Consider the following 26,721-nt stretch of genomic DNA (forward strand, 5'->3'; position numbering starts at 1 on the left):
TGTCCATCCTGGAGCAACTACTACATGACAAACGCAACGACCGAACGGGCACCCAAGCAGGTCGCCATCAACGACATTGGATCTGCTGAAGACTTTCTTGCCGCGGTCGAAAAGACTCTGAAATTCTTCAACGACGGAGACCTCATCGAGGGCACCGTGGTGAAGATCGACCGCGACGAGGTCCTCCTCGACGTGGGCTACAAGACCGAGGGCGTCATCCCCTCCCGCGAACTTTCCATCAAGCACGACGTCGACCCCTCTGAGGTCGTCAAGGTCGGCGACCTGGTTGAGGCCCTCGTTCTTCAGAAGGAAGACAAAGAAGGCCGCCTCATCCTGTCCAAGAAGCGTGCTCAGTACGAGCGTGCATGGGGCGACGTTGAGAAGATCAAGGAGTCGGATGGCGTTGTCACCGGTTCGGTCATCGAGGTTGTCAAGGGTGGCCTCATCGTGGACATCGGACTCCGCGGGTTCCTCCCGGCCTCGCTCATCGAGTTGCGCCGTGTTCGCGACCTGACCCCGTACCTGGGCCAGGAGATCGAGGCCAAGATCCTCGAACTCGACAAGAACCGCAACAACGTCGTGCTGTCCCGTCGTGCGCTGCTCGAGCAGACTCAGTCCGAGAGCCGCACCACGTTCCTCAACAACCTTCAGAAGGGACAGGTCCGCAAGGGTGTTGTCTCGTCGATCGTCAACTTCGGTGCGTTCGTCGACCTGGGTGGCGTTGACGGTCTGGTTCACGTCTCCGAGCTCAGCTGGAAGCACATCGAGCACGCCAGCGAGGTCGTCGAGGTTGGCCAGGAAGTCACCGTCGAGATCCTTGAGGTCGACCTCGAGCGCGAGCGCGTGTCGCTCTCCCTCAAGGCCACGCAGGAAGACCCGTGGCAGGTCTTTGCTCGCACCCACGCCATCGGCCAGGTTGCACCGGGTAAGGTCACCAAGCTCGTTCCGTTCGGCGCGTTCGTTCGCGTTGCCGAGGGCATCGAGGGACTCGTTCACATCTCCGAGCTCTCCGGCAAGCACGTCGAGCTCGCCGAGCAGGTCGTGTCGGTCGGCGACGAGGTCTTCGTCAAGGTCATCGACATCGACCTCGAGCGTCGCCGCATCTCGCTGAGCCTCAAGCAGGCCAACGACGGTGTCGACCCCGAGGGCACCGAGTTCGACCCGGCGCTCTACGGAATGCTCACCGAGTACGACGACCAGGGCAACTACAAGTACCCCGAGGGCTTCGACCCGGAGACCAACGAGTGGCGCGAAGGCTTCGAGACCCAGCGCGAGAAGTGGGAGCAGGACTACGCTGCAGCCCAGGCTCGCTGGGAAGCCCACAAGAAGCAGGTTGCCTCCGCGAACGACGAGATCACCGCCGTCAGCGATGTCCCGTCCGCCGCAGGCAACACCTTCTCGAACGAGACGGCCGGCGCCGGCACGCTCGCGGACGACGAGGCCCTCGCAGCACTGCGCGAGAAGCTCTCCAGCTCCAACTAGCACCGAGCTGACTGAAGGCCGCACCCTCCGGGGTGCGGCCTTTTTTCGCTTCGCCGGCGGATGCCGGTTCGTCCATCGAGGGCCGTTAGCATGGCAAGTGTGTACTTGATTGGACTGACCGGCGGGATCGCATCCGGAAAAAGCACCGTCGCGCGGCGGCTAGTGCAGCACGGGGCCGTGCACATCGACGCCGACCAACTCGCGCGGGTCGTGGTCGGGCCCGCCACCCCGGGGCTCGTCAAGATCGCGGATGCTTTCGGTGACGCGGTGCTGCTGCCCGACGGCAGCCTGAACCGGGTGGCGCTCGGCGCGGTCGTGTTCCGCGACCCGGAGGCGTTGGACCGCCTCAACGCGATCGTGCACCCCGAGGTGCGCGCGCGCTCGAACGCACTGATCCGCGAGGCGGAAGATGCCGACCGCAACGCGATCGTCGTGTACGACGTGCCCCTGCTGGTGGAGGCAGGCGTCGACCATCCTTTCGACCTCGTCGTCGTCACCCAGGCCGACGAGCCGACCCGGGTGCGCCGCATGGTGGAGCTGCGGGCGATGGATGTCGGCGAAGCGGAGCGCCGGATCCGCGCCCAGGCCAGTGACGCCGACCGTCACAGGATCGCCGACGTCGTCATCGACACGGGCGGCACTCTTGAGCAGACCCTGGAGCAGGTCGACGTGCTGTGGGACCAGGTGCGGGGTCAGGGTCAGCAGCGCATTGTCAGAGGCGCTCCGTAGACTGACGAGCATGGAACCCACGCGCTCTGTTAATCCGTTCGAGGTGGTGAGCGAGTACACGCCGAGCGGCGACCAGCCCACAGCGATCGCCGAGCTGGCCGGCCGCATCAACGCCGGAGAGACCGACATCGTGCTGCTCGGCGCCACCGGAACGGGCAAATCGGCGACCACGGCCTGGCTGATCGAACAGGTGCAGCGGCCGACCCTGGTGCTCGCCCATAACAAGACCCTCGCCGCGCAGCTCGTGAACGAATTCCGTGAGCTGATGCCCAACAATGCCGTCGAGTATTTCGTGTCGTATTACGACTACTACCAGCCCGAGGCCTATGTGCCCCAGACCGACACCTTTATCGAGAAGGACTCCTCGATCAACGCGGAGGTCGAGCGCCTACGGCACTCCACCACGAACTCCCTGCTCAGCCGGCGCGACGTCATCGTGGTCTCCACGGTTTCCTGCATTTACGGCCTCGGCACGCCCGAAGGCTACCTCGAGGCCATGGTCGCTCTCCAGGTCGGTCAACAGGTCAACCGGGACTGGCTGATCCGCAAGTTCGTTGCCATGCAGTACCAGCGCAACGACATCGACTTCTCTCGCGGCCACTTTCGGGTGCGCGGCGACACCATCGAGATCATCCCGATGTACGAAGAACTCGCCATCCGCATCGAGATGTTCGGCGACGAGATCGAGGCGCTCTACAGCCTGCATCCGCTCACCGGCGACATCGTGAGGAAGCTCGACTCCGTTGCCGTCTTCCCCGGCTCGCACTACGTGGCCAGCACGGACGTGATGGAGCGCGCCATCGGCAGCATTCAGGAGGAGCTCGCCGAACGGCTTGAACAGCTGGAGCGCGAGGGCAAACTGCTCGAGGCCCAGCGCCTGCGCATGCGCACGCAGTTTGACCTGGAGATGATGGAGCAGATCGGTTTCTGCTCCGGCATCGAGAACTATTCCCGGCACATCGACCAGCGGCAACCGGGGGAGGCGCCGCATTGCCTGCTCGACTATTTTCCTGACGACTTCCTGATGGTCATCGACGAGTCCCACGTCACGGTGCCGCAGATCGGCGCCATGTACGAGGGCGACTCCTCGCGCAAGCGCACACTCGTCGATCACGGGTTCCGGCTCCCGAGCGCCCTCGACAACCGACCGCTCAAATTCGGGGAGTTCAAGGGGCGCGTCGGCCAGACCGTCTACCTCTCCGCCACCCCCGGCAAGTACGAGTTGGGCATCGCCGACGGCATCGTTGAACAGATCATCCGTCCCACCGGGCTGATCGACCCGCAGATCATCGTCAAGCCCAGTAAGGGCCAGATCGACGACCTTCTCGAGGAAATCCACAAGCGCGTCGACCGCAACGAACGCGTCTTGGTCACCACGCTCACAAAGAAGATGTCCGAGGAACTCACTGACTTCCTCACCGAGGCCGGCGTGCGGGTGCGGTACCTGCACTCGGATGTCGACACGCTCCGTCGCGTCGAACTCCTCACTGAGCTGCGGGCCGGCGTCTACGACGTCCTCGTGGGCATCAACCTGCTCCGCGAGGGGCTCGACCTGCCCGAGGTGTCGCTTGTCGCCATCCTCGACGCCGACAAGGAGGGCTTCCTCCGTTCGGCGACCTCGCTGATCCAGACCATCGGCCGCGCGGCCCGCAACGTCTCCGGCGAGGTGCATATGTACGCCGACCGGCTCACAGCCTCGATGGAGCGCGCGATCGACGAGACCGACCGCCGCCGCGAGAAGCAGGTGGCCTACAACACCCTTCACGGCATCGATCCCACCCCGCTGCGCAAACGGATCGCTGACATCACTGAGGTTCTCGCTCGGGAAGAGGCGGACACCGCCGAGCTTTTGGCCGGCCGCGACACGCGCCGCAAGGGCGTCGCGGCGACACCGCGCCGGCAGGGACTGGCCGCGAACGGCGCGAACGACCTTGAGTCGATTATCGCCGACCTGAACGGCCAGATGCTCGAGGCGGCGGGGGAGCTCAAGTTCGAGCTCGCGGCCCGGCTCCGCGACGAGGTATCCGAGCTGAAGCGCGAGCTGCGCCAGATGGAGAAGGCCGGCCACATCTGATCGGATGATTGGACTGGCTGGCTAGACTTCGAACATTTGTTCGCTCAGGGCGTGCTGATTCGCAGGGTTGGACGCGTGACGCTGCATAGAATCGAATGGTGTCAATTTCCAAGGTAGAGACCGGATCAAAACTCAACGTTCGTGGCGCCCGTGTGCACAACCTGCACAACGTGGACCTCGAGATTCCGCGCGATTCGCTCGTCGTCTTCACGGGGCTGTCCGGCTCGGGCAAGTCTTCGCTCGCGTTCGACACCATCTTCGCGGAGGGCCAGCGGCGCTACGTCGAATCGCTGTCCGCGTACGCCAGGCAGTTCCTGGGCCAGGTCGACCGACCCGACGTCGACTTCATCGAGGGCCTGAGCCCTGCCGTCTCCATCGACCAGAGATCGACCAACCGCAACCCTCGGTCGACCGTGGGCACCATCACCGAGGTCTACGACTACATGCGGCTGCTCTGGGCGCGCATCGGTGTGCCGCACTGCGCCGTCTGCGGCGAGGTCATCCAGGCACAGACCGTGCAGCAGATCGCCGACCAGCTGATGGGACTCGATGAGGGCGTCCGTTACCAGGTGCTCAGCCCGGTCGTATCCCAAAAAAAGGGCGAGTTCGTCGACCTGTTCAAGGAACTGGCAGCGGGCGGTTATTCCCGCGCCATCGTCGACGGCACCCCGATCCAGCTCAACGAGCCGCCCGTTCTGAAGAAGCAGCTCAAACACGACATCTTCGTGGTCATCGACCGTCTGGTCGCCGGCCCCGACCTGTTGAGCCGGCTCACAGACTCCCTTGAGACGGCGCTCAAGCTGACCGATGGCATCGTGCAGATCAACTACGTCGACCGGGAGGGCGACGAGGCCTGGCAAAGCTACTCGGAGAAGCTCTCCTGTCCCAACAACCACCCCGTGCAGCTCACCGAGATCGAGCCGCGCACATTCTCCTTCAACGCGCCCTTCGGCTCCTGCCCTGAGTGCTCCGGGCTCGGCACGCGCATGTCGGTCGACGCAGACCTGCTTCTCGGCGACCCCGAGCTCAGCATCGCGGACGGCGTCGTGCTGCCCTGGACCACGCAGGGCAAGGGACTGTTCCAGTACTACGAGAAGCTCCTCGACGGGCTCGCCCGAGACCTGGACTTCTCCCTCGACACCCCGTGGGGCGAACTGCCCGCCGAGGTGCAGGACGCCGTTCTGCGCGGCGACAACTTCGAGGTCAAGGTGAAGTGGAAGAACCGCTACGGCCGGGAGATGAGCTACACCTCCGGCTTCGAGGGCGTCGTGCCCTACATTGAACGTCAGTACCTGCAGGCGGAGTCCGACACCCAGCGCGCCCGCTGGGGAGAATACCTGCGCGAAGTCGACTGCCCCGTCTGCTCCGGAACCCGGCTCAAGCCCGAGGTCCTCGCCGTGCTCGTGCACGGGGCCAGCATCGCTGATGTCTGCAACCTCAGTCTCACCGACGCCCGCGATTTCATGAACAAGCTCGAGCTGACCGACCGGGAGGCCGTCATCGCCGCGCAGGTGCTGCGAGAGATCAAGGCGCGCCTGGACTTCCTGATCCGCGTTGGCCTGAACTACCTCAATCTGGCCCGGGCCGCGGCGACCCTGTCCGGCGGCGAGGCGCAGCGCATCCGTCTGGCCACCCAGATCGGGTCCGGCCTGACCGGGGTGCTGTACGTGCTCGACGAACCGAGCATCGGCCTGCACCAGCGCGACAACCGACGGCTGATCGAGACCCTGGTTACCCTGCGCGACCTCGGGAACACCCTGATCGTGGTTGAGCACGACGAAGACACCATCAAGACGGCCGACTGGGTCGTCGACATCGGTCCGGGCGCCGGCGTCAACGGCGGCCATGTCGTGCATTCCGGTTCCTACGCCGACCTGCTCACCAACACGGAGTCGCTGACCGGGGACTACCTTGCCGGCCGCAGATCCATCCCGACCCCGGCCACCAGGCGCGAGATCGACCCGGCGCGCGAAATCTCGGTTATCGGCGCGGAGGCCAACAATCTCAAGAAGGTGTCGGTCAGCTTCCCGCTCGGCACGTTCACGGCCGTGACCGGCGTCAGCGGATCGGGCAAGTCGTCTCTCGTCAACGACATCCTGTACCGGGTACTGGCCAACCGGCTCAACGGCGCCCGCAAACTCCCCGGCCGGCACACTCGCGTCACCGGGCTCGAGCAGCTCGACAAGGTCATCCACGTCGACCAGGCCCCGATCGGGCGCACGCCGCGCTCCAACCCTGCCACCTACACCGGCGTCTTCGACAAGATCCGCACCCTCTTCTCCGAGACGATCGAGGCTAAGGCGCGCGGCTACCTGCCCGGCCGGTTCAGCTTCAACGTCAAGGGCGGCCGCTGCGAAGCCTGCTCCGGCGACGGCACGATCAAAATCGAGATGAACTTCTTGCCCGACGTCTACGTTGCCTGCGAGGTCTGCGGGGGAGCGCGCTACAACCGCGACACCCTCACCGTGCACTACAAGGGCAAAAGCATCGCCGAGGTGCTGGACATGCCGATCAGCGAGGCCGCCGATTTCTTCGAGGCGATCTCGTCCATCCACCGGTTCCTGAACACCCTCGTCGAGGTCGGCCTCGGCTACGTGCGCCTCGGCCAGAGCGCCACGACGCTGTCCGGCGGCGAGGCCCAGCGCGTCAAGCTGGCCACCGAGCTGCAGCGCCGGTCCAATGGCCGCAGCGTGTACGTGCTCGACGAGCCCACGACCGGCCTGCACTTCGAAGACGTGCGCAAACTGCTGCTTGTGCTGAACAGCCTGGTCGACAAGGGCAACACCGTAATCGTGATCGAGCACAACCTCGACGTGATAAAGTCCGCGGACTGGGTGATCGACCTTGGTCCCGAGGGCGGCTCCGGCGGGGGCCGCGTGCTTGCCACCGGAACCCCGGAGCACGTCGCCACCGTGAAGAAGAGCCACACGGGCGTGTTCCTGAAGGAGATCCTGGCGGCACACTGACCGCCTCAGGAACCATCATGTCCGATGCGCTGAGCTACCGCCCCAAGACGGGCGAGATCCCCACGAGTCCCGGGGTGTACCGATTTCGTGACGAAACCGGGCGGGTACTCTATGTCGGCAAGGCCAAGAACCTGCGGGCGCGGCTCGCGAACTACTTCGCCCCGCTGAGCAGCCTGCATGAGCGCACCCGGCGCATGGTCACCACGGCCAGCTCGGTTGAGTGGACGGTCGTCGGCACCGAGGTCGAGGCCCTCCAGCTGGAGTGGACCTGGATCAACGAGTTCGACCCGCCCTTCAACGTGCGGTTCAAGGACGACAAGTCCTACCCGTACCTCGCGGTGACCCTCGCCGACGAGGCGCCGCGGGCTCTCGTCACCCGCACCACCGGCATCCGCGGCGCCCGGTATTTCGGACCGTACCCGAAGGTCTGGGCCGTGCACGAGACAATCGAGCTGATGCTCAAAGCCTTCCCCATCCGTACCTGCAACAACGCCAACTACAAACGGGCCATTCAGTCCGGCAAGCCCTGCTTCGGCGGGCAGATCGGGCGGTGCTTCGGCCCCTGCTCCGGCCTGGTCTCCATCGAGGAGCACCGGGTGATCGTAAATGAGTTCGTCAGCTTCATGGGCAGCCAGGATCGCAAGCTGATCAACCAGCTGACCGCGGAGATGAAGGATGCCGCGGTGGGCCAGAACTACGAGGTCGCCGCCAAACGGCGCGACCAGGTGCGGGCGCTGAACGCCGTTCTGGAGAAGAGCGCCGTCGTGCTCCGCGATAGCGTCGACATCGACCTGTTCGCCATCGACCAGGATGAACTCGCCGCGGCGGTGCAGTTGTTCATCGTGCGGGGCGGCCGCATCCGCGGTGTGCGCGGCTGGATGGTCGACAAAGAACTGGACCTCACGACGAGCGACCTGATCGACTCGATCATGCTGACGGCCTACGGCTCCGGAGCCGTGCCTCCGCGGGAGATCGTTGTGCCGGAGTTGCCCGACGACGCCGCGGCGCTGGAAACCTGGCTGGCCGGCGTCGGCAAACGCAAGGTCCGGCTTGTCGCTGCCCAGCGGGGCGAGAAGGCCGCCCTGCTCGCCACGGCGACCCAGAACGCCAAGCATGCCTTGATGCTCTACAAGACCCGGCGGAGCTCCGACTTCGTCGCCCGGTCCAAGGCCCTCGAAGACATCCAGGAGGCGTTGGAGATGCCCTCCGCGCCGCTCAGGATGGAATGCTACGACGTCTCGCACCTGAGCGGCACCAACATCGTCGCCTCCATGGTGGTGTTCGAAGACGGGTTGCCGCGAACCGACGAGTACCGCCGGTTCAGTATTCCCGAGTCCACGGATGACACGGACTCCATCTACCGCACGCTTACCCGCCGCCTGGCGTACCTGATCCCCGACGAGGAAGCGGCGCCGGAGAGCGAGGCCGATGCCACGGTGACGCGCAAGAAGTTCCGGTACCAGCCGAACCTGCTCATCGTCGACGGCGGCCAGCCTCAGGTGGCCGCGGCGGCGCGGGCGCTGCGCGAATCCGGCGTCACCGGTATCCAGCTGTGCGGAATCGCGAAGCGGCTCGAGGAAATCTGGTTGCCGGACTCCGACTACCCGGTGATCCTGCCGCGCAACAGTGACGCCCTGTTCCTGATCCAGCGCATCCGCGACGAGGCGCACCGGTTCGCGATCATGCACCAGCGCTCGAGAAGGAAGCGGGACATCACGTCGGTGCTGAACGAGGTCCCCGGTCTCGGCCCGGCCAGAGTCAAGGTGCTCCTGCAGCATTTCGGCTCCGTCACCCGGCTCAAGGAGGCGCCGGCGGAGGCGATTGCCGACGTTCGCGGCATCGGTCCGGTGCTGGCCGAGGCGATTCATCGCCACTTGCGCGCCTGAACGGTCCGGCTGATCGGTAGGCTGGACACTTAGGTTCCACCCGATCGAAGGCGCAGTCCAGAATGACAACGGAGAACGACAGGCAGGAAATGCTTATCGTGACGGGGATGTCCGGCGCAGGCCGCTCCACCGTGGCCAACGCGCTGGAAGACCTGGGCTGGTATGTCGTCGACAACCTTCCGCCGCAGATGCTGCGCCCGCTGGCCGAACTCGTCGGCCGGGCCGGCACCAGCCTGCCGAAGATCGCTGCCGTGGTCGATATCCGCGGCCGAGACTTCTTCACCGATTTCCAGGAGATCCTGCACTCGCTGCGCAAGACGTCCCAGGTACGGGTCATTTTCCTCGAAGCCCGCGACGACGTGCTCGTGCGACGGTTCGAATCCGTGCGACGACCGCATCCGCTGCAGGGCGACGGCACGATCCTTGACGGCATCGCGGCCGAGCGCGTCAAGCTCAGCGCCGTGCGCGAGTCCTGCGACCTCGTCATCGACACCTCCGATCTCAACATCCACCAGCTGGCCACGTCGATCTCGGACCGCTTCGCCGCCGAGGACGCCGCCGGGGTGCACGTCACGCTGATGAGTTTCGGCTTCAAGTACGGCCTTCCCACCGACGTCGACATGGTCGCCGATGTGCGTTTCCTTCCCAACCCGTTCTGGGTTCCCGAACTTCGCAGCCACAACGGCCAAGACTCCGAGGTGCGGGATTTTGTTCTCGCCCAGACCGGGGCGCGGGAGTTCATCTCGCACTACGCGGCGGCCCTGGAACCGGTCCTCGCGGGGTACCAGCGGGAGAACAAACGCCACGCGACCATCGCGGTCGGGTGCACGGGCGGCAAGCACCGCTCGGTCGCCATGGCCGCGGAAATCGCGGCCCTGGTCAAGGACTTCCCCGGTGTCGCGGTCAGCGTCAAGAACCGCGACCTCGGACGGGAATAACCCGGTCACGGGCGACTGCATCCAGCAGACGCCCACTCCGGCCAGAACGACTACAACTCGGCCCCACATCAGGCCAGGACGACAGAATGGACAAGCGATTGGCACTCACCGCCGACGTCAAAGACGAGCTTGCTCGCGTCGAAATTTCAAAGACCACGGTGCGTGCAGCGGAACTGGCCACCATTCTCCGCTTCTCCGGCGGACTGCACATGATTTCCGGCCGGATCGCCATCGAGTCAGAGCTCGACACCCCTCTCCTCGCCAGGAGGGTGCGCAAAGATCTCGCCGAGCTCTACGGCGTGCGCAGCGACGTGACCGTGATCCCCGCCGCCGGCCTGAGGCGCGCCAGCCACTACCTGGTGCGAGTGCTTGACGGCGGCGAAACCCTCGCGCGCCAGACCGGGCTGCTCGACGCGAGACGGCGCCCGATTCGCGGTCTGCCGAACCGGCTCACCACGGGCTCGAAGGAAGAGATCGCCGCTGTCTGGCGTGGAGCCTTCCTCGCCCACGGCTCGTTGACCGACCCGGGTCGTTCGGCGGCGCTGGAGGTCACCTGCCCCGGGAACGAATCTGCCATGGCCCTCGTGGGAGCCGCCGGCCGCCTCGGAGTCGTCGCCAAGGCGCGTGAGGTACGGGGCGTGCACCGGGTCGTCATCCGCGACGGCGACGCCATCGGCGCCATGCTCGTGCAGATGGGGGCGCAGGAGACCGTGCTCAACTGGGAGGCCCTCCGCCAGCGTCGGGAAGTGCGCGCGACTGCGAACCGACTGGTCAACTTCGACGACGCGAACCTGCGCCGCTCCGCTCAGGCCGCGGTGGCCGCGTGCGCGCGCGTGCAGCGCGCCATGGAAATCCTTGACGAGGAGATCCCGGAGCACCTCCGGTATGCGGGCGAGCTGCGCCTCTCCTTCCGCGACTCCAGCCTCGACGAGCTCGGTCACCACGCGGACCCGCCCATGACGAAGGATGCCGTCGCCGGCCGCATCCGTCGCCTGCTGGCCATGGCCGACAAGAAGGCCGCCGACCTGGGCATCCCGGGCACGGACGCGAACCTCCCGGCCGACCTCGATGACGTCTGACCTGCCCGGCGTTCAGCGTTCATCCACGTTCGTCACAGCCACAGCGCATCCTGAGTAGACTGGAATGGTTGCTCACGAACGGGTGGCGGAGCGTTTCGCGCCGACAACTACAGAGGAGATGCACCTTGGCTGAATACACACTTCCGGCTCTGGCCTACGACTACTCGGCTCTTGCGCCGAGTATCAGCGGCACCATCATGGAACTCCATCACGGAAAGCACCACCAGGCCTACGTCACCGGGGCCAACACAGCCCTGGCCCAGCTGGCCGAGGCTCGCGACAGCGGCAACCTCACCTTTGTGAACAAGCTCGAGAAGGACCTCGCGTTCAACCTGGGCGGCCACGTCAACCACTCGATCTTCTGGACTAACCTGTCGCCCGATGGCGGAGACAAGCCCACTGGTGACCTGGCTAGCGCAATCGAGGACAACTTCGGTTCCTTCGACAAGTTCCAGGCCCACTTCGCGGCCGTGGCCCTTGGCGTTCAGGGCTCCGGCTGGGCGGTTCTCGCCTGGGACTCGATCGGCCAGCGCCTGATCATTCAGCAGTTCTTCGACCAGCAGGCCAACTTTGCGGCCGGCACGATTCCGGTGCTGATGCTCGACGTCTGGGAGCACGCGTACTACCTCGACTACCGCAACGTTCGTGCGGACTATGTGAAGGCGTTCTGGAACATCGTCAACTGGGCCAACGTACAGGAACGCTTCACCATCGCACGCGAAAAGACCACCGGACTGCTGCTCCTTTCCTGAGAGGAGGGGCCCCCACGGGGGCCCGCAGCCCGTCCGATTCACCCACCACAACGCGCCTCGGCGCACAAGAATAGGAGACATTCGTGTCTGTAAAGATTGGTATTAACGGATTTGGCCGCATTGGCCGTAATTATCTTCGCGCCGTCCTGGCCCAGGGCAGCGACATCGAGATCGTCGCCGTGAACGACCTCACCGAGGCGAAGACGCTGGCTCACCTTCTTAAATATGACTCCATCACCGGTCGCCTTCCCGCCACCGTCGAGGTCGATGGAGACACCATCCTCGTCAACGGCAAGCCGATTAAGGTTCTTGCCGAGCGCGACCCCGCCAACCTGCCCTGGGCAGCCCTGGGCGTCGACATTGTGATCGAATCCACCGGACGCTTCACCAAGGCTGAGGATGCGCGCAAGCACATCACCGCCGGTGCCAAGAAGGTCATCGTTTCCGCTCCTGCCTCCGGCGAGGCGGCAACCATCGTCATGGGCGTCAATGAGGCAGACTACGACCCGGCCAAGTTCGACATCATCTCCAACGCGTCGTGCACCACGAACTGCCTCGCGCCCCTCGCGAAGGTGTTCAACGACAACTTCGGCATCAAGCACGGCCTGATGACCACGATCCACGCGTACACGGCCGACCAGAACCTGCAGGACGGCCCGCACTCTGACCTGCGTCGTGCCCGCGCGGCCGCTCTGAACATCATTCCGACCACGACCGGTGCCGCCAAGGCCCTCGGCCTGGTTCTGCCGGAGCTCAAGGGCAAGCTTGACGGCTTCGCGCTGCGCGTTCCGGTTCCCACCGGCTCCATCACCGACCTCACCGTCGTTGCCGAGCGTCCCGTCACCGTCGAGGCCATCAAGGCCGCGTACAAGGCTGCCGCCGAGGGTCCCCTCAAGGGCATCCTCATGTACACGGAAGACGAGATCGTCTCCAGTGACATCGTCACCGACCCGCACTCCTCGATCTTCGATGCCGGCCTGCTTCGCGTCATCGGCGACCAGGTCAAACTGTCCGCATGGTACGACAACGAATGGGGCTACTCCAACCGCATGGTTGACCTCACTGCGCTCGTCGCCAAGAGCCTCTAACGGAGTCCGCAGTGACGCTGCGTACTATTGATTCACTGGGGCAGCTCGGCGGAAAGCGCGTCATCGTCCGTTGTGACCTGAATGTGCCGTTGCAAGACGGTCAGATCACCGACGATGGGCGTGTCCGGGCATCCTTGCCCACCATCAAGGCCCTCATCGAGCAGGGCGCGCGAGTTGTGATCGTGTCGCACCTCGGTCGACCGAAGGGCGCACCGGAAGCCAAGTACAGCCTAGCTCCCGTTGCCGACCGTCTCGGCGAGCTCCTGGGCGCGGACGTGGCATTCGCCACGGACACGGTCGGGGCGTCGGCTCAGGCTGCCGTTGCCGCCCTCACCGACGGTGACGTGGTTGTTCTCGAGAACCTCCGCTTCAACGCGGGGGAGACTGCCAAGGACGACGCCGAGCGCGGCGCCTTCACCACGGAGCTTTCCGCTCTGGGCGATGTGCTCGTCTCGGATGGCTTTGGCGTCGTGCACCGCAAGCAGGCCAGTGTGTACGACCTCGCCGGGATCCTTCCCAGCGCGGCCGGCCTCCTGATCGCCGCTGAGCTCGAAGTCCTGGACCGCCTCACCGAGAAGCCCGAAGCGCCGTACGCGGTCGTTCTGGGCGGCTCGAAGGTGTCCGACAAGCTCGGCGTCATCGGGCACCTGCTGCCCCGCGTCAACTCGCTGCTCATCGGCGGCGGCATGGCATACACGTTCCTCGCCGCTCAGGGCCACAAGGTGGGCGCAAGCCTGCTGGAGGCCGACCAGATCGAAACCGTTCGCGGTTACCTTCAGGAAGCGGAGCGCCTGGGCGTGCGGATCGTGCTGCCGACGGATATCGTCGTTGCCTCCAAGTTTGGGGCAGACGCCGAAGTGGCGGTCACCCCGGCCGACGCGATCGAGAGCACCACGTTCGGTGCCTCCGGTCTCGGTCTGGACATCGGACCGGAGACCGGTGCGGCGTTCGCCGACATCATCCGGTCGTCGAAGACGGTCTTCTGGAACGGCCCGATGGGCGTGTTCGAGTTGGCGCCGTTCGCGGAGGGCACCCGTGCGGTGGCCGGCGCGCTGACCGAGGTCGACGGCCTGAGTGTCGTCGGTGGTGGAGATTCGGCCGCGGCCGTGCGCATCCTCGGTTTCACCGATGACCAGTTCGGTCACATTTCTACCGGCGGCGGCGCGAGCCTCGAGTTCCTCGAGGGTAAGCGCCTGCCAGGACTGGAGGTCCTCGGATGGCAGTAAACGAACACCCACGACGCACTCCGCTGATTGCCGGAAACTGGAAGATGAACCTGGACCACCTCCAGGCCATCGCGTTCGTCCAGAAGCTCGCCTGGAATCTCAAGGATGCGAAGCACGATGTCGCAGCGGTCGAGGTCGCGGTGTTCCCACCGTTTACCGACCTCCGCTCCGTGCAGACGCTCGTCTCCGCTGACAAGCTCCCGATCGTCTTCGGCGGCCAGGACCTGTCGGCCCAGGATTCGGGCGCGTACACCGGTGAAATCTCCGGCGCGTTCCTCGCGCAGCTCGAGTGTAAGTATGTGTTGATCGGTCACTCCGAGCGCCGCACACTGCACGCCGAGACTGACGAGATCGTCTCGGCGAAGGTCACGGCAGCGCTCAAGCACAACCTGGTTCCGATCATCTGCGTCGGCGAGTCTGCCGCGGACCTGGAACTGCACGGCCCGAGCGCCGTACCGGTCGCCCAGCTGCGCGCGGCCTTGGCCGGCGTGACCAACGCGGCCGACTTCGTCGTCGCCTACGAGCCCGTCTGGGCGATCGGTTCCGGCAAGGCGGCAACGCCGGAGCAGGCCGAGCAGGTGGCGGCGCAACTGCGTCTCGTGCTCACGGAGACGCTGGGCCAGGATGTGGCCGACAAGACCCGTATCCTGTACGGCGGTTCCGTGAAGGGTTCGAATATCGCGGGCTTCATGCGCGAGCCGAACGTGGACGGCGCCCTGGTGGGCGGCGCCAGCCTGGATATCGACGAATTCTCGAGCATCGTCCGGTTCCAGCAGCACGTCGGTCTGTAACAAGACAACTGCACCACATCTGCTGTCTCAACTCGGCAGCAGGCCTCGAAGCAGCCCATCGGCCCCCAACAGGGGGTCGGTGGGCTGGTTCGTGAGTCAGGCTATGATTATCACTGATCTTGATGGGTTTTTTGGGCCCATCGCACTGTGAAAGGTTTTTGCGTGGAGATTCTCCAGGTTGTGCTGCAGGTGTTGCTCGGAATTACGAGTCTCCTGTTGACCATGCTCATTTTGCTTCACAAGGGGCGTGGTGGCGGTCTGTCCGACATGTTTGGCGGAGGTGTCACTTCCAACCTCGGTGCGTCCGGTGTGGCGGAACGCAACCTCAACCGCATCACCGTCATCCTGGGGTTGCTCTGGATTACCTGCATCGTAATCCTGGGACTCCTCACCAAGTTCGACACGGGGCTTTAGCCTCCCGTTTCACAGTTTCGACGAGCTCTAGCTCAACCGGTCAATCGGCTACAACGCCCTTTTCAAGCGGAGGAACATAATGGCATCTGGTGGCAGCGCAATCAGAGGATCCCGGGTCGGTGCCGGCCCCATGGGCGAGCAGGACCGCGGTTTTCACGCGGACCGCATCAAGGTGTCCTACTGGGACGCCCTCGGCAACGAGACCGTGCGTTACTTCGCGGCAAACCTCCCCGATGAGGAGATTCCGGTGACCATCGACTGCCCGTCGTCGGGGCTCCCGGCCGGGCGGGACAAAGAGAACCCGCCGTCGGTGGTCAAGCTTGAACCGTACAAGACGCACCTTGCCTACGTGAAGGAACGCCGCACCGAGGAAGAGGCAGAATCGCTCCTCGAAGAAGCGTTGGAGCAGTTGCGCGTGCGCCGGGGCAAGCTGTCCGCGACGAACTGACGTTTGGACGCGCACGCCTGTCGTTCACTGAGAAAGGCCCCGACTCCGGTCGGGGCCTTTCTCGGTGTGCGGGTCTGCCCGAGCGGGTGACTGTTCTAGAACGTCGACGCGGTGAGGTTCTCGGGGACCTCCGCAGCGGCCTCCCGGTCGACGAAGAAGTTCGTGTACCGGCGGCCCTTGATGCCCGCCACGGGCACTTCGTCGCGGCTGGCGCCGGCTAGGGCGAGACCGAGCGCCGATGCCTTGTCCGGCCCGGCCAGCACCATCCACACGCACCGTGAGGAGTTCAGGGCCGGTCGGCTGAGGCTGAGCCGCTCCGCCGGGGGCTTGGGAGAGTTGCGCACGGCGAGCACGCTCTTGCTATGTTCGCGGATGCCGGCCTGGTGCGGGAATAGGGAGGCGACGTGGCCGTCCGGCCCGACGCCGAGGAAGGTGATGTCGAAGCGCGGCAGGTCGGTTCCCTCGATCGAGGCGGACTCGAGCAACGCGGCGTAGCTCTCGACTGCGGTGTCGAGGTCGACTCCTTCGTCCGAGGCGGCGAAGGGGTGGATGTTCGCCTCCGGGATCTGGATGTGGTCGAGTAGGGCGGTGCGAGCCTGGCGCTCGTTGCGGTCGGGGTGCTCCTTGGGCACCCAGCGCTCGTCACCCCACCAGAACGTGACCAGGGCCCAGTCGATGGTGTCGCGGGCCGCGGAGGCGTTGACAGCTTCCAAGACCTCGATCGCGACGCTGCCGCCGGCCAGGACCACGTTGACTTCTCCCTGTTCGTGCAGGAGGTCCACGGTCGTTGTGATGAATCGGGCCGCCACCGAGGCGGCCAGGGCCGCGCGATCGGTGTGCACAAGTACGCGTCGTTCGTTGGTCACGGTCGTCCTTCGTTGTGTTCTGCGACCACATCGTCAAGGTGCGGTAGGCCGCGCGTGATGACCTCACCATACAGCTCATCGGGGTCGAGGCGGCGCAGCTCGTCGCTGAGGCAGTCCCGCAGGCTCCGCCGCTTGAGGGTGAGGTCCTGAACGGGCTGGCCGGGCTGGGTGAGTCTGGCGATGTCGGGCACTTCTCGTTCGAGCGAGATGAGCCCGGCGGAGCGCGTCAGGTGCACACTCCGGATGCCGTGGGACAGCGGCCCCGTAGTGAACTCGTAGTCCACCGAGACCTGCAGCTGCAGAGCGAGCCAGGCGGCGAGAAGTGTCGTGGACGGCGAGTCCGCGGCACCGGTCACCTGCACGGCGGTCACAGGCAGGTAGGGCGGCTGGTCGAGGACCGCCGCCAGCTGGGCGCGCCAGAGGGTGAGGCGGGTCCAGGCGAAGTCCGTGTCGCCGGGACGGTATGAACCGCAGAGGTGATGAAGCGCGGCCTGCGGGTCGGGCTGCGCGGAAGCATCCGTGATGCGCCGGTGGGCGATGCGCCCGAGGGGCGAATCCGCTGGCACAGTGGGCGCCACACCGGGCCACCAGGCCACGACGGGGGCGTCGGGCAGGAGCAGACCGGTGACCAGGCTTTCCGGGTCGCTGGCGGCCTCACCGTAGGCGCGCAGCACGATGACCTCGCTGGCGCCCGCGTCCCCGCCGACACGGATTTCCGCGTCGACGCGGGGGGCGAGTGGGGAGGCCGTGTCATCCTGGTCCATCGTCGACAGCACGATCACGCGCATAGGGTGTTCCCTGGACGCGTCGTTCGCGGCCTCGATGGCCTCCTCCTCGCGGCCCATGGTGGACGCGATGATGAGCGTAAGCACGCGGCCGAGGGCCACCGCGCCGCCTTCTTCGCGGATGCGCACCAGGGCCTTGGAGATCTTGGAGGTGGTCGTGTTGGGCAGATCGACGATCATGGGCGTCTCCAATGTCGGCCGTCGCGGGACAGCAGTTCGTCGGCCGAGACCGGACCCCAGGTTCCCGGCCGGTATTGCTCGGGCTGGCCCTGCTTCGCCCAGAACTCCTCGATCGGGTCGAGGATCTTCCACGACAGCTCGACCTCCTCGTGCCGGGGAAAGAGCGGCGGGTCGCCCAGGAGCACGTCGAGGATGAGCCGCTCATAGGCCTCGGGGCTGGCCTCGGTGAAGGCGTGGCCGTAGCCGAAGTCCATCGTCACGTCGCGCACCTGCATGCCGGCACCGGGCACCTTGGAACCGAAACGGATGGTGACGCCTTCGTCGGGCTGCACCCGGATGACCAGGGCGTTCTCGCCCAACGGTGCGGAGTTTCCCTTGCCGAAGAGGTGCTGGGGGGCTCGTTTGAACACCACGGCGATCTCGGTGACCCGGCGGCCCAGACGCTTGCCCGCACGCAGGTAGAAGGGCACCCCTGACCACCGGCGGTTCTCAATGGTCAGCCGCAGCGCGGCATACGTTTCGGTGGGGGATTCGGGGTCCATCCCGTCCTCGTCCAGAAACCCCACGACCTTCTCGCCGCCCTGCCAACCGCCGGCATACTGGCCGCGGGCCGTGCCACGGGCGAGGTCGTCGGGAAGCCGGACGGAGGCGAGAACCTTCTCTTTCTCCGTGCGCAGGTCGGCAGCGTCGAAGGAGATTGGTTCCTCCATGGCGGTTAGCGCTAGAAGCTGCAGCAGGTGGTTCTGGATGACGTCCCGGGCTGCGCCGATGCCGTCGTAGTAGCCGGCCCGACCGCCCACGCCGATGTCCTCGGCCATGGTGATCTGCACGTGGTCGACGTAGTTGGCGTTCCAGATCGGTTCGTACAACTGGTTCGCGAAGCGGAGGGCCAGAATGTTTTGCACCGTCTCCTTGCCCAGGTAATGGTCGATGCGGAAGACCGAGTCGGGCGGGAAGACCGACTCGACCACGGCGTTGAGTTCGCGCGCGGTCTGCAGGTCACTGCCGAACGGCTTCTCGATCACGACCCGCCGCCACTGCCCGTCCGTCTGATCGGCCAGGCCCGAGCGGCGCAGCTGCTCCGTGACCTGCGGGAATGCCTTCGGCGGGATCGACAGGTAGAACGCATGGTTGCCCATCGTCCCGCGCTCCCGATCGAGTTGCGCGATGGTGTCCTTGAGCAGTTGGAACGACGCGGCGTCGTCGAACGACCCCGGCACGAAACGGATGCCCTCGGCCAGCTGAGTCCAGACGTCCTCGTTGAACTCGGTGCGCGCGTACTCCTTGACCGAGTCGTGCACGACTTTCATGAAGTCCTCGTTGGTCCAGTCGCGGCGTGCGAATCCGACGAGCGCGAAACCCGGCGGAAGCAGGCCGCGGTTGGCGAGGTCATAGACGGCCGGCATGAGTTTCTTCCGCGACAGGTCACCGGTGACGCCGAAGATCACCAAGCTGCTGGGCCCGGCGATGCGATTCAGACGGTAGTCGTTTGGTGAACGCAGTGGATTGAACTCCGGGGTGATTTCCACCGGGGACATGCAGCTCCTTCGAGGTGTGGCGTTCGAGCATGTTGTTCGGCGCCGGCCCGCGGGCCGGCGCCGAACGGGTTAGCGCAGTGCGTCGAACAGGGTGGCGATGTTCATGGCCGGGTCGGTCAGCGTCAGCGTCAGTACGGGGCGACCGTGGTCCGCCAGCACGCTGGCGTCACCGCTGGCTTGGGCCAGGATTAGTTCCCCGAACGTGAAGGGGCGCTCCGGGATGTCGAGGTCGACGTCCGGGGTGGTGAGGATCTGCAGGAACACTCCGGTGGCCGGTCCGCCCTTGTGCAGCTGGCCGGTGGAGTGCAGGAACCGCGGTCCCCAGCCGAACGTGACCGGGCGCTTGGCCAGTGCGGCCAGCAGATCACGGATTTCGGCGAGCTGGGGCAGTTCCAGCCGGTTGACGTAGGCCTGCACGGAGATGTAGCCGTCCGTGCCCAGCTCCTCGATCAGGGCATCGATAGCGGAGGGCAGGTCGCTGGCGGCGCCGATCACGTGCGCGGTGCCGCGGATCTCGATTCCGTCCGTGATGAACGCGGCGGGGACCGGTTCGGGACGGGCGTCGAGGAGACCGCGGGTCGCGTTTTTGGCGGCCTCGACATCCGGCTGGTCGAACGGGTTGATGCCCAGCAAGCGGCCGGCGACGGCGGTGGCATACTCCCAGACGAGGAACTGCGCGCCGAGGGTGCCGCTGATCCGGATCTCGTCGTGTCCGCCGTTATCGGAGAACACGTCGCGGCCGGCGTCGGAGACCAGGCGAACAACCTGCAGGTCAGGCAGGTCCAGGGTCAGCTCGGGGGCATCCAGGTCGAGCACGACGGGAAGGATGCCGATGCCCTGTTTGCCGGTGGATTCGGCGATCAGCTGTTCGGCCCAGTCGGCGAAACCGACGATGTGGGTGCCATCCTCGACGATTGCGAGCTTGTCGCGGCGCGGGGTGGTCGCGGCGATGGCCGCACCCAGGATGAGCCCCGGGTTCTCGGCGGTGTCCACGGCAAGGGAAAGCGAAACGGCCTCGGCCTCGTCGAGCAGCTCGGCGATGTCCACGCCGGCAAGGCCGGACGGAACGAGTCCGAACGCAGTCAACACCGAGAAACGTCCACCGACCGTGGGGTCCGCGTTGAAGACGCGGTAGCCCACGGAACGGGCATCCGCGTCGAGGGGGGAGCCAGGGTCGGTCACGATGATGATGCGCTCGACCGGGTCAATGCCGGCCTCGCGGAAGGCGCGCTCGAAGACACGGCGCTGACTGTCGGTCTCGACCGTGGAGCCGGACTTCGACGACACCACGAGCGCGGTGGCGGCCAGGTTCTCGCCGAGGGCCGCGAGGACCTGACCGGGGTCGGTGGAGTCGAGCACGGTGAGGTTCACGCCGGCGGTGCGGGTGATGACCTCGGGGGCCAACGACGAGCCACCCATGCCGGTGAGGGCGATACGGGTGACTCCGCCGGCCCGCAGGGAGTCGCGCAGGGCAAGGATCTCCGCGACCAGCGGACGGGAATCCGTAACGGACTCGGTCCAGCCGAGTCGCTTCGCGGCTTCGGCTTCGGCTTCGGGGCCCCAGAGGGCCGGGTCAAGGGCGGTGATCCCGGATGCGACGAGGTCGGCCACCAGGGTCGGGACGGTGGTGCGAACGGCCTCGGCCGCCGCGCCGCTCACGGAGATGTGGAAGCTCACAGTGCGGCCCCGTTCTTGGTCGTCGTGGCGGTCTCGAGGGCAGCGGTCACGGTCTCGAGGAGTTCATTCCACGAGACGATGAACTTGGCCACGCCTTCGGCCTCGAGTACCTGGGTGACGTCGTTGTACGAGACACCCTCGTTCGCGAGTGCGTCGAGAACCAGGTTGGCTTCGTCGTACGCGCCGGTGATGGAGTTCGCGGGGATGACGCCGTGGTCGAGTGTGGCCTCGAGGGTCTTCTCCGGCATGGTGTTGACGACCTCGGGCGCGACCAGGTTGGTCACATACAGGGTGTCGGGGAGGCTGGGGTCCTTGACGCCGGTGGAGGCCCAGAGGGGGCGTTGCTTGTTGGCTCCGGCGCTGATCAGGCCGAGGGCGCGTTCGGTGGAGAAGGCTTCCTCGTAGACCTGATAGGCGAGCTGGGCGTTCGCGACGCCGGCCTTGCTCTTGAGCGCAAGCGCGGCTGTCGTCCCGATGACCTCAAGGCGGGTGTTGATCTCGGTGTCGACCCGCGAGACGAAGAACGACGCAACGGAGTGGATCACGCTGAGGTCGAGGCCGGCCGCCTTGGCCTTCTCCAGGCCGGACAGGTACGCGTTGATGACCTGGCGGTGACGTTCGAGGCTGAAGATCAGGGTGACGTTGACGCTGATGCCGAGGGCGATCGTCGCGGTGATCGCCTCGAGACCTTCCACCGTTGCGGGGATCTTAATCATGGCGTTGGGTCGATTGACCTTCGCCCACAGTTCCTGGGCCTGCGTGACCGTGCCGGCCGCGTCGTGGGCCAGCCCGGGCTCGACCTCGATCGACACGCGCCCGTCGACGCCGCGGGTGCGATCGTAAACCGGGCGGAAGATATCGCTGGCCGCGGTCACATCGTCGGTGGTGATCTCGAACACGGCGTCGTGCACACTGGTGCCGGCGGCGGCAAGAGCGGCCACCTGCTCCGCGTACGCCTCGCCCTTGCTGAGGGCGCCGGCGAAGATCGTCGGGTTGGTGGTCACGCCGACGATGTTCTTCGTGTCGATCAGGTTCGCCAGGCCGCCGGAAGCGATGCGTTCCCGGGACAGGTCGTCCAGCCAAATGCTGACGCCGGCCAATGACAGCTCGGCTAGGGGAGTGTTCTCAGTCATATTTCGTATCTCCTTGGAATGCAGGGTATTCAGGTGTGTGGTGTCGCGGCGCAGCGGGTTCAGTTCGCGGCGAGAGATTCCTTGGCGGCGGCGACGACGGCATCCGTCGTGATGCCGAATTCACGGAACAGGGTCTTGTAATCGGCCGACGCACCGAAGTGCTCGATCGAGACGCTGCGGCCACGGTCGCCGACGTACTTGTCCCAGGTCAACGCTATGCCCGCCTCGACGGATACTCGGGCGGTGATCGATGCGGGCAGGACAGCCTCGCGGTACTCGGCGCTCTGCTCCCGGAACCATTCGAGGCTGGGGGCCGACACGACGCGCGCGCTGATGCCTTCGGCCTGGAGCTGCTCGCGGGCCGCCAGGGCCAGCTGCACCTCGGAGCCGGTGCCGATCAGGATCACATCAGGTGTGCCGCCCGCAGCCTCAGCGAGCACGTAGGCGCCCCGGGCCACGTTTCGGGCGGATGCGAGCACGTCGCCGGTGGCGTCGCCCTCGCCGCGCTCGAACACGGGAATGTTCTGGCGGGTCAGCACGATGCCGGCCGGTCCCTGGCGGCGCTCGAGGATCGTCTTCCACGCCCAGGACACCTCGTTGGCGTCGCCGGGGCGCACCACATCGAGTCCGGGGATGGCGCGCAGGGTCGCGAGCTGCTCGATCGGCTGGTGGGTGGGGCCGTCCTCGCCGAGGGCGACGGAGTCGTGGGTCCAGACGAAGATCGAGGGGGCCTGCATCAGCGCGGCCAGGCGGATGGCCGGTCGCATGTAGTCGCTGAAGATCAGGAAGGTGCCGCCGAAGGGGCGGGTGTTCCCATGCAGCACGATGCCGTTCAGGATGGCGGCCATGGCGTGTTCGCGAATGCCGAAGTGCAGCACGCGGCCGTAGGGGTTGCCGGTCCATTCATTGGTGGAGTGCTCGCTCGGAATGAAGGAGGCAGCACCGCCGATGGTGGTGTTGTTCGATTCTGCGAGGTCGGCGGAGCCACCCCACAGCTCGGGGATGACCGTGCCGAGCGCGGTGAGGACCTTGCCGGACGCGGCACGGGTCGATACCTCCGTGCCGGCGGGGAAGACGGGCAGGGCCGCCTCAACGCCGTCGGGCAGGTCGCCGGAGAGCACCCGATCGAGTAGGTTCTTGCGCTCAGGGTTGGCGGTCGCCCAGGCCTCGAACTCGACGTTCCAGGCGGAGTGGGCGACGGCCCCGCGGTCCACGGCCTGTCGGGTGTGCGCGATGACCTCGTCGGCGACCTCGAAGGCCTGCGCGGGGTCGAAACCGAGGACCGTTTTGACGGCGGCCAGCTCCTCGGCGCCGAGCGCCGAGCCGTGGATCTTGCCCGTGTTCTGCTTCTTCGGGCTGGGCCAGCCGATGATGGTCTTCAGGATGATCAGCGACGGCTTGTCGGTGACTGCCTGGGCCGCCTCGATCGCGTCGTGGAGTGCGGCGATGTCCTCGACGTAGGCGCCGGTCTGCTTCCAGTCGACTGTCTGCACGTGCCAGTCGTAGGCCGAATAGCGGGCCGCGACATCCTCGGTGAAGGCGATGTTGGTGTCGTCCTCGATGGAGATCTGGTTGCTGTCGTAGATCGCGATCAGGTTGCCGAGCTGCTGGTGGCCGGCGAGGGAGGAGGCCTCGCTCGTGATGCCTTCCTGCAGGTCGCCGTCGCCGGCGATCACGTACACGAAGTGATCGAACGGGCTCGTGCCGACCGACGCCTCCGGGTCGAACAGTCCGCGCTCGAAGCGGGAGGCGTAGGCGAAGCCGACGGCGGAGGCCAGACCCTGGCCCAGAGGACCGGTCGTGATCTCGACCCCGTCGGTGTGGCCGTACTCCGGGTGCCCGGGCGTCTTGGAACCCCAGGTGCGCAGAGCCTTCAGATCTTCGAGCTCGAGTCCGTAGCCACCGAGGTACAACTGCACGTACTGGGTGAGCGAGCTGTGGCCGACCGAGAGAATGAAACGGTCCCGACCGATCCACTCGTTGTCGGACGGGTCACGCCGCATCACCTTCTGGAACAGGAGGTAGGCCGCGGGAGCGAGGCTCATGGCGGTACCGGGATGCCCGTTCCCGACCTTCTCCACGGCATCGGCCGCGAGGAGGCGCGCGGTGTCGACCGCCTTGCTGTCAATTGAATCCCACTGCAGTGCTGCCACTTGGTATTGACCCTTCTGAAGACAGGGGAGAAGGTTGCTGAGAACCCGCACCCGCTATTGTGCGCGCCCGAGGACATCAGCGTCATCACGGTGTCGCAGCAGATGCCCGGTTCCGGTGGATCAGCATGCATGCACCGAGATTGGCGAGCACCCCCAGTATAGGCAACGCCGGTTCGGACCCGTGATGTGTCGTCTCGTGACGCACCCCGGGCGGCCCGTCGACGGTTTCGGTTCCGACAGTTCGCCTAGAATCACAGTCACTGTCACCAGCGTTGGAGGAGCTTTGCCCGGAGCCGCCGAAACCCACATCCTGAGCGCCCCACGCACGCTCCGGCGCACGGCAAGGGCCTACCTCTCGCTGACCAAGCCGCGGGTCGTGGAACTGCTCCTGGTGGTTACCGCTCCCACGATGATCCTGGCCGAACAGGGCATCCCGAGCCTGTGGCTGGTCGTGGCAACTCTGATCGGCGGTTCGCTTAGCGCCGGCTCTGCCGGGGCGTTCAACTGCTACATCGACCGGGACATCGACCGGCTGATGAAGCGTACCCAGAATCGCCCGCTCGTCACGGGGGAACTCACCGACCGGCAGGCCCTGGTGTTCGCCTGGCTGGTCGGTCTGGCATCGATTCTCTGGCTGCTGGCCTTCACGAACTGGCTCGCCGCGGCCCTGTCGCTGGGCGCCATCCTGCTCTACGTCGTCTTCTACACGATGGTTCTGAAACGCCGCACGGCCCAGAACATCGTCTGGGGCGGCATCGCGGGCTGCATGCCCGTGCTCATCGGCTGGGCCGCCGTGACCGGCGACCTGTCATGGCCGCCCTTCGTCCTGTTCCTGATCATCTTCCTGTGGACGCCGCCGCACTACTGGCCGCTTTCCATGAAATACCGTGACGACTATCAGGCCGCCGGGGTGCCGATGCTCGCCGTCGTGCGCGGCCGCAGCCAGGTGGGCCTACAGGTCATCCTGTACGCCTGGGCGACCGTCGCCTGCTCGCTCCTGCTCGTACCGATCGCGGACATGGGCCTGCTGTACCTTTTTGTGGCCCTGGTGACCGGCGCCTGGTTCATCTCCGAGACGCACCGGCTCTACGGCCTGGCGATCCGTCACGTGGAGGTGTCGCCGATGCGCCTCTTCCACGGTTCGATCGCCTATCTCACAATGTTGTTCCTGGCCGTCGGAGTTGATCCGCTGCTCCCGTTCTAGCCCGCAGCTCCCGTTCGACACCGGGCACGGCGTTCGGGCCGTGATGATCACAACTAAACGACGAGGACTTACGTCGCTACCGGCGACCGACCAAGTCGGGGGTGGTCGCTCTGGGGGACACCCGCACGTCCACCGGTGTGCTGAGGTTCAGGACGAGCGCGGTCAGGATGGCCACGAGCACGCAGGAGAGCACCATGTGGATGCCGACCAACCCGGCAGGGAGCCCCGTGTTGGACTGGATCAGGCCGACGCCGACCTGCATGGCCTCGACGAGCAGAAGGAGAAGGGCCCAGCCCTGCGTCGGCAGAGCGCGCGAGAAGGCCACGACGAGGAGAACCACGGTGAGGGCAACGGTGACGTAGGCCGGCCAGCTGTGCACGTGCTGCAGGATTTCGGGGTCAAGGCCCGTGCGGGGAGCATCCGCGTCCCCGGCGTGCGGGCCCGAGCCGGTGGTGAGAATGCCGACGAGGATCGTGACGAACACGACCGCGCTCGTGGCATACGCCAGCGTCCGATACCAGACCGGAACCGCGAGGGTGCGCCGCACCCGGCCGGTGTAGACCCGGTGCACGAAGACGGTGCACAGCAGGACCAGGATCACGGAGATCACGAAGTGGATGCCGACCACATAGGGGTTCAGCTGGGCAAGAACGCTGATGCCGCCGATAACGGCCTGCGCGGGGATGCCCAACCCCGCGAGCAGGACGACCCAGAACAGGTCGGGGCGTTCCTTGCGGAGGCGCACCACGGCGAGGAAGGCCGCGATCGCGACCAGGCCGAGGGCAACTCCGAGCAGGCGATTGCCGAATTCGATGTAGCCGTGGATGCCCATCTCGGGCGTGTTGACCACTGAGTCCGCGGTGCACTTGGGCCAGGTGGGGCAACCGAGGCCCGAGCTGGTCAGGCGCACCAGGCCTCCCGTCCCGACCAGCAGAATCTGGGCGGCGAGGTAGATCCACGCGATCACACGCACACGCCTGTCAATCCTGGTCGGCAACCACGCCGTAATTCGATTCACCGGTTCTGCTCCCTCTTCGATGACCACATGTGAAAACGCCGGATCGCACTGCTGAACCCGTCGCCAGCCTGTAGAATTAGGTGTTTCATGGGCGGGACCGTTGCGGTAGCCACAACCGCGGCGCGCGTCGTCCTTAAACATCTTAGGTACGCAACGTAGCCGCCCACACAACCGATCCCTGACTGGGTCTCCGCTGGAGGCCATTCTGGGAACGACCGGACTAATATCCGGGTTGCCGGGGTGGCAGAAGAGGTAAATATGTCTGACGTCCTTCTTGACCGCCCCGAACTTGCG

At 65.8% G+C, this 26,721-nt stretch carries 21 protein-coding genes; 14 read left to right on the forward strand and 7 right to left on the reverse strand.

The genetic code is table 11. The features are described from left to right. The first annotated feature begins 24 nt into the window (after positions 1 to 24). From rpsA to CXY79_RS07745, 13 genes are all read left to right on the forward strand, one after another. The gene (gene rpsA / locus CXY79_RS07685) at positions 25 to 1,482 is read left to right on the forward strand and encodes a 30S ribosomal protein S1 (RefSeq protein WP_104100545.1); all 1,458 of its coding nucleotides are present in this window, start codon (positions 25 to 27) and stop codon (positions 1,480 to 1,482) included. A 99-nt stretch (positions 1,483 to 1,581) separates the two neighbouring features. After that, the gene (gene coaE, locus CXY79_RS07690) at positions 1,582 to 2,211 is read left to right on the forward strand and encodes a dephospho-CoA kinase (RefSeq protein WP_104100572.1); all 630 of its coding nucleotides are present in this window, start codon (positions 1,582 to 1,584) and stop codon (positions 2,209 to 2,211) included. Positions 2,212 to 2,221: 10 nt separating this feature from the next. Then, a complete protein-coding gene (gene uvrB, locus CXY79_RS07695) occupies positions 2,222 to 4,285 on the forward strand; it encodes an excinuclease ABC subunit UvrB (RefSeq protein ID WP_104100546.1) in 2,064 nt (687 codons plus the stop codon). A gap of 98 nt (positions 4,286 to 4,383) precedes the next feature. Further along, the gene (gene uvrA / locus CXY79_RS07700) at positions 4,384 to 7,251 is read left to right on the forward strand and encodes an excinuclease ABC subunit UvrA (protein WP_233191356.1); all 2,868 of its coding nucleotides are present in this window, start codon (positions 4,384 to 4,386) and stop codon (positions 7,249 to 7,251) included. A 17-nt stretch (positions 7,252 to 7,268) separates the two neighbouring features. Continuing rightward, positions 7,269 to 9,137 (forward strand): excinuclease ABC subunit UvrC, encoded by a 1,869-nt coding sequence (uvrC, locus tag CXY79_RS07705; RefSeq protein WP_104100548.1) that lies wholly within the window; start codon positions 7,269 to 7,271, stop codon positions 9,135 to 9,137. Between the two features lie 62 nt (positions 9,138 to 9,199). Further along, positions 9,200 to 10,075, forward strand: coding sequence for an RNase adapter RapZ (gene rapZ / locus CXY79_RS07710; protein WP_104100549.1), 876 nt, complete (start codon positions 9,200 to 9,202; stop codon positions 10,073 to 10,075). A gap of 98 nt (positions 10,076 to 10,173) precedes the next feature. Beyond that, complete coding sequence (gene whiA, locus CXY79_RS07715) at positions 10,174 to 11,154, forward strand: DNA-binding protein WhiA (RefSeq protein WP_104100550.1); 981 nt, start codon at positions 10,174 to 10,176, stop codon at positions 11,152 to 11,154. Positions 11,155 to 11,279: 125 nt separating this feature from the next. Next, positions 11,280 to 11,906 (forward strand): superoxide dismutase, encoded by a 627-nt coding sequence (locus CXY79_RS07720; protein ID WP_104100551.1) that lies wholly within the window; start codon positions 11,280 to 11,282, stop codon positions 11,904 to 11,906. Between the two features lie 83 nt (positions 11,907 to 11,989). Beyond that, entirely contained in the window at positions 11,990 to 12,994 is a 1,005-nt protein-coding gene (gap, locus tag CXY79_RS07725) for a type I glyceraldehyde-3-phosphate dehydrogenase (RefSeq protein ID WP_104100552.1), read from the forward strand. An 11-nt stretch (positions 12,995 to 13,005) separates the two neighbouring features. Next, entirely contained in the window at positions 13,006 to 14,220 is a 1,215-nt protein-coding gene (gene pgk / locus CXY79_RS07730; RefSeq protein ID WP_104100553.1) for a phosphoglycerate kinase, read from the forward strand. After that, positions 14,211 to 15,011 (forward strand): triose-phosphate isomerase, encoded by an 801-nt coding sequence (tpiA, locus tag CXY79_RS07735; RefSeq protein WP_104100554.1) that lies wholly within the window; start codon positions 14,211 to 14,213, stop codon positions 15,009 to 15,011. The genes pgk and tpiA overlap by 10 nt, the downstream gene beginning before the upstream one ends. A 162-nt stretch (positions 15,012 to 15,173) precedes the next feature. Continuing rightward, positions 15,174 to 15,425 (forward strand): preprotein translocase subunit SecG, encoded by a 252-nt coding sequence (secG, locus tag CXY79_RS07740; protein WP_104100555.1) that lies wholly within the window; start codon positions 15,174 to 15,176, stop codon positions 15,423 to 15,425. 79 nt (positions 15,426 to 15,504) lie between these two features. Beyond that, positions 15,505 to 15,873 (forward strand): RNA polymerase-binding protein RbpA, encoded by a 369-nt coding sequence (locus CXY79_RS07745; RefSeq protein WP_104100556.1) that lies wholly within the window; start codon positions 15,505 to 15,507, stop codon positions 15,871 to 15,873. Positions 15,874 to 15,968: 95 nt separating this feature from the next. On the opposite strand, the gene pgl is transcribed toward CXY79_RS07745, so the two are convergent. The 6 genes from pgl to tkt all read right to left on the reverse strand — a co-directional run bounded on the left by pgl (position 15,969) and on the right by tkt (position 24,205). Continuing rightward, positions 15,969 to 16,739 carry a 6-phosphogluconolactonase gene (gene pgl / locus CXY79_RS07750; protein WP_104100557.1) on the reverse strand — a complete coding sequence of 257 codons (771 nt, stop codon included), beginning with the start codon at positions 16,737 to 16,739 and terminating at the stop codon, positions 15,969 to 15,971. Continuing rightward, positions 16,736 to 17,704, reverse strand: coding sequence for a glucose-6-phosphate dehydrogenase assembly protein OpcA (locus CXY79_RS07755; protein ID WP_104100558.1), 969 nt, complete (start codon positions 17,702 to 17,704; stop codon positions 16,736 to 16,738). The genes pgl and CXY79_RS07755 overlap by 4 nt, the downstream gene beginning before the upstream one ends. Then, positions 17,701 to 19,242: a glucose-6-phosphate dehydrogenase gene (gene zwf / locus CXY79_RS07760; protein ID WP_104100559.1), complete on the reverse strand. Its 1,542-nt coding sequence runs from the start codon at positions 19,240 to 19,242 to the stop codon at positions 17,701 to 17,703. Before zwf ends, CXY79_RS07755 begins: the two co-directional genes overlap by 4 nt. 69 nt (positions 19,243 to 19,311) lie before the next feature. Beyond that, on the reverse strand, positions 19,312 to 20,919 hold the full coding sequence (locus tag CXY79_RS07765) for a glucose-6-phosphate isomerase (RefSeq protein WP_104100560.1): 1,608 nt from the start codon (positions 20,917 to 20,919) through the stop codon (positions 19,312 to 19,314). Continuing rightward, positions 20,916 to 22,052: a transaldolase gene (tal, locus tag CXY79_RS07770; RefSeq protein ID WP_104100561.1), complete on the reverse strand. Its 1,137-nt coding sequence runs from the start codon at positions 22,050 to 22,052 to the stop codon at positions 20,916 to 20,918. Before tal ends, CXY79_RS07765 begins: the two co-directional genes overlap by 4 nt. Positions 22,053 to 22,111: 59 nt before the next feature. Further along, complete coding sequence (gene tkt / locus CXY79_RS07775) at positions 22,112 to 24,205, reverse strand: transketolase (protein ID WP_104100562.1); 2,094 nt, start codon at positions 24,203 to 24,205, stop codon at positions 22,112 to 22,114. A gap of 283 nt (positions 24,206 to 24,488) precedes the next feature. Here tkt and CXY79_RS07780 point away from each other — a divergent pair, with 283 nt between their 5' ends. After that, positions 24,489 to 25,409: a heme o synthase gene (locus CXY79_RS07780; RefSeq protein WP_233191357.1), complete on the forward strand. Its 921-nt coding sequence runs from the start codon at positions 24,489 to 24,491 to the stop codon at positions 25,407 to 25,409. Positions 25,410 to 25,485: 76 nt separating this feature from the next. On the opposite strand, the gene CXY79_RS07785 is transcribed toward CXY79_RS07780, so the two are convergent. Continuing rightward, positions 25,486 to 26,376, reverse strand: coding sequence for a heme A synthase (locus tag CXY79_RS07785; protein WP_233191358.1), 891 nt, complete (start codon positions 26,374 to 26,376; stop codon positions 25,486 to 25,488). Between the last annotated feature and the right edge of the window lie 345 nt (positions 26,377 to 26,721).

The sequence above is a fragment of the Cryobacterium sp. M96 genome, from assembly GCF_002929845.1.
Taxonomy (GTDB): domain Bacteria; phylum Actinomycetota; class Actinomycetes; order Actinomycetales; family Microbacteriaceae; genus Cryobacterium; species Cryobacterium sandaracinum.